This is a genomic window from Vibrio sp. V43_P6S15P86, from assembly GCF_009904725.1.
In the GTDB taxonomy this organism is placed as follows: domain Bacteria; phylum Pseudomonadota; class Gammaproteobacteria; order Enterobacterales; family Vibrionaceae; genus Vibrio; species Vibrio diabolicus.
The window spans coordinates 1-2,608 of the sequence record NZ_WXWT01000399.1 but is presented as its reverse complement, the minus strand read 5'-3'; the positions used below and the strand labels follow the sequence as shown (position 1 = coordinate 2,608).

3 protein-coding genes are annotated in these 2,608 nt (G+C 45.7%); 1 reads left to right on the top strand and 2 read right to left on the bottom strand.

Annotation, left to right across the window (positions count from 1 at the left end):
• Positions 1-89: 89 nt before the first annotated feature.
• Positions 90-1,505 (top strand): aminotransferase-like domain-containing protein, encoded by a 1,416-nt coding sequence (locus tag CAG69_RS18080; RefSeq protein ID WP_237668095.1) that lies wholly within the window; start codon positions 90-92, stop codon positions 1,503-1,505.
• A gap of 9 nt (positions 1,506-1,514) precedes the next feature.
• Here CAG69_RS18080 and CAG69_RS18075 read toward each other — a convergent pair whose 3' ends face one another.
• The gene (locus CAG69_RS18075; protein ID WP_161445491.1) at positions 1,515-2,063 is read right to left on the bottom strand and encodes a sugar O-acetyltransferase; all 549 of its coding nucleotides are present in this window, start codon (positions 2,061-2,063) and stop codon (positions 1,515-1,517) included.
• Between the two features lie 243 nt (positions 2,064-2,306).
• A partial coding sequence (locus tag CAG69_RS18070) for a DUF1840 domain-containing protein (protein ID WP_161445490.1) occupies positions 2,307-2,608 on the bottom strand: 302 nt, incomplete at its 5' end.

The window sequence follows — 2,608 nt, the reverse complement described above, 5'->3', positions numbered from 1 at the left end:
TAGGTACAGACAGTGACTATAAACCTATAACAGATTAAATATTGAAGTGTTATTATTTTGCATTCGGCTTTATGGAAGGGGATTTGCGTTTGGCGAAGTATCAAGAGTTAGTGGAACAGCTTAAAAGGCAGATAAAATCGGGTATATGGCACCCGGGTGACAAACTGCCTTCTCTGCGTCGCCAATCTGAACACTCGGGTTTGAGCTTGATGACGGTATTGCACGCTTATCAAATTCTGGAATCTCAAGGCTGGGTAACGTCACAGCCGCGATCTGGTTATCGAGTTGCTCCCTATATTAAGAGTTCAAATGAACCCCAAGCGCCAGCAGCGGTCTCGTGGACAGAGCAGGTAGACATCAATGAGTTTATCTTTGATGTTCTGCAGGCGAGTAAAAATCCATCCATGATCAATTTTGGCTTTGCCTATCCAGACCCAAGTTTGTACCCACGATATCACGTGAATCGGGCGATGAGCGCAGCCGCTCGCAATATGCCGATTTCCACCACCTTTGATAACTTACCGCCGGGAAACGAACAATTACGCACCATCATCGCGAAGCGTTATGCTGCGAAAGGCATTGAAATTTCACCCGACGAAATTGTCATTACGGCAGGCGCGCTGGAGGCGTTAACGCTCAGTTTGCAAGCCTGCACAAGACCGGGAGATTGGGTGGTTGTGGAGTCGCCTGCATTCTATGGCGCATTGCAATCCTTAGAGCGGTTAGGTTTGAAAGCGCTCTCAGTAAGAACAGACCCAGTCACGGGTATTGACCTAGATTCATTGGAACGAGCGCTGCAAACACACGATGTGAAAGCATGTTGGCTGATGTCGAACTTCCAAAATCCTCTTGGTTTTACGCTCTCCGACGAGAAAAAACAAAAGCTGATTGAACTGACACAGCGATATAACGTGCCAGTGATTGAAGATGATGTGTACAGCGAACTGCATGCCGGGAATGACTCGGTTTACCCACTAAGAATGTTTGATGACACGGGCAATACCATGTTGTGCTCCTCGTTTTCAAAATCATTAATCGCAGGACTACGTATTGGTTGGGTTGCGGCGGGAAAGCGGGCGCTAGAGGTACAAAAGTTACAGTTAATGAGTACATTAGCGACGAGTGCACCAGTGCAAATGACATTGGTGCACTATTTAACAAGCCGCAATTATGAATCGCATTTGAAGCAGTTACGGAAAAAGCTGTTTGAACGTAAAAGTAAGATGACGAATCTGCTTAATGAGCTGTTACCTGAAGAAGTCAAAGTGTTAAGCCAAAGCGGCGGGTACTTTATTTGGTTAGAGCTTCCCAAGCATATTGACGCCTTGCAAATATATCGAGAAGCGCTAAAAGATAATATCAGCATCGCACCGGGAAAGATGTTCAGCCTGACAGAACAATACGATCACTGTATTCGTCTTAACGCTTCTTTTGAGCTTAATGACAAATACGTCCATGCTCTCAATCTGCTTGCCAACATTATTCGCGATCATTTGGCAAAATAGCGACTTTCTTCAGTTTTTTGGTTTAATGGAGCGCGCCGGATTTCCAGCAACTCGATCGCCTGGCGCAACATCTTTGGTTACGACAGAGCCAGCGCCGACGACGGCCTCATCGCCAATGGTCACGCCTGGCAGTATGATTGCGCCCCCACCAATCCAAACGTTATTGCCGATTTTTACCGGCTTGGCGATCTCATCTCCGGCTAAGCGTCTTTGTGTATCCAGTGAATGAGCGGCTGTGTAAATTTGCACTCTAGGCCCAATCATGACGTTCGCGCCAATCTCAACCTGCCCATTGTCCAGAATAATGGCATCCCAGTTGATGTAGGTGTTTTCCCCGATGGACAAGTGGCAACCGTAGGTAAGTTGAAGCGGTGGCTCTATACAGGCGCTGTTTTTTAATTGGACGCCCATTTCCGCCAATAGTTGTCTACGGATATCTGGGTTTGGCTCGTGGTTAAATTGGAAGACAAGCTGCGCAGTTTTGGCGCGCATTAGCTTTAGTTCTTCATCCAGGCAATTATAGGTTTCTCCAGAGCGCATCCGAGTCAGTTCTGACATAACAATCATTCCATTAATGGTTTGCAGTTGAGGCCACAATGATAAGTGAGTGTTTCAGTCAATGGGAGATTTTCATTATGAAATCAGATGTTTATCACTGATTTATATTCAATAGGTTAGTTTTGAGTAAGCACTCGTTAAGAGTCATTCAAATAGAGAAGTGAATTGGGTAAGTTCCTTTTAGCAGGGGAGGAAAGTATAGATTGGATGTTGCTTTCCTCTCCACAGCTTGATTTGGAGCATTTATTGGCTGTCCCACATCACTTCGCACTCTTCTTTAATAGCCGATTTTAAAAGCTCAATAAGTGGAAATGCTCTGCGTCCTAAACTGACCGTTTGTTCCTCTTGCTCCTCATCTTCTTCCATTGCTTGACTGTTGTTCTGCTCTATCGCTTCTTGTGCTGCGAGAGCGGAGGTCAATCTAGATAGAGCATCAGGGATGTCTTGAGCGGAAATTGACCCTGGTACTGAGCCACTATGCCCCATCATTTTGATCATCTTTATCGCAATATCGCCAAACATAGTGACGTTCGAGTGGCTATGGC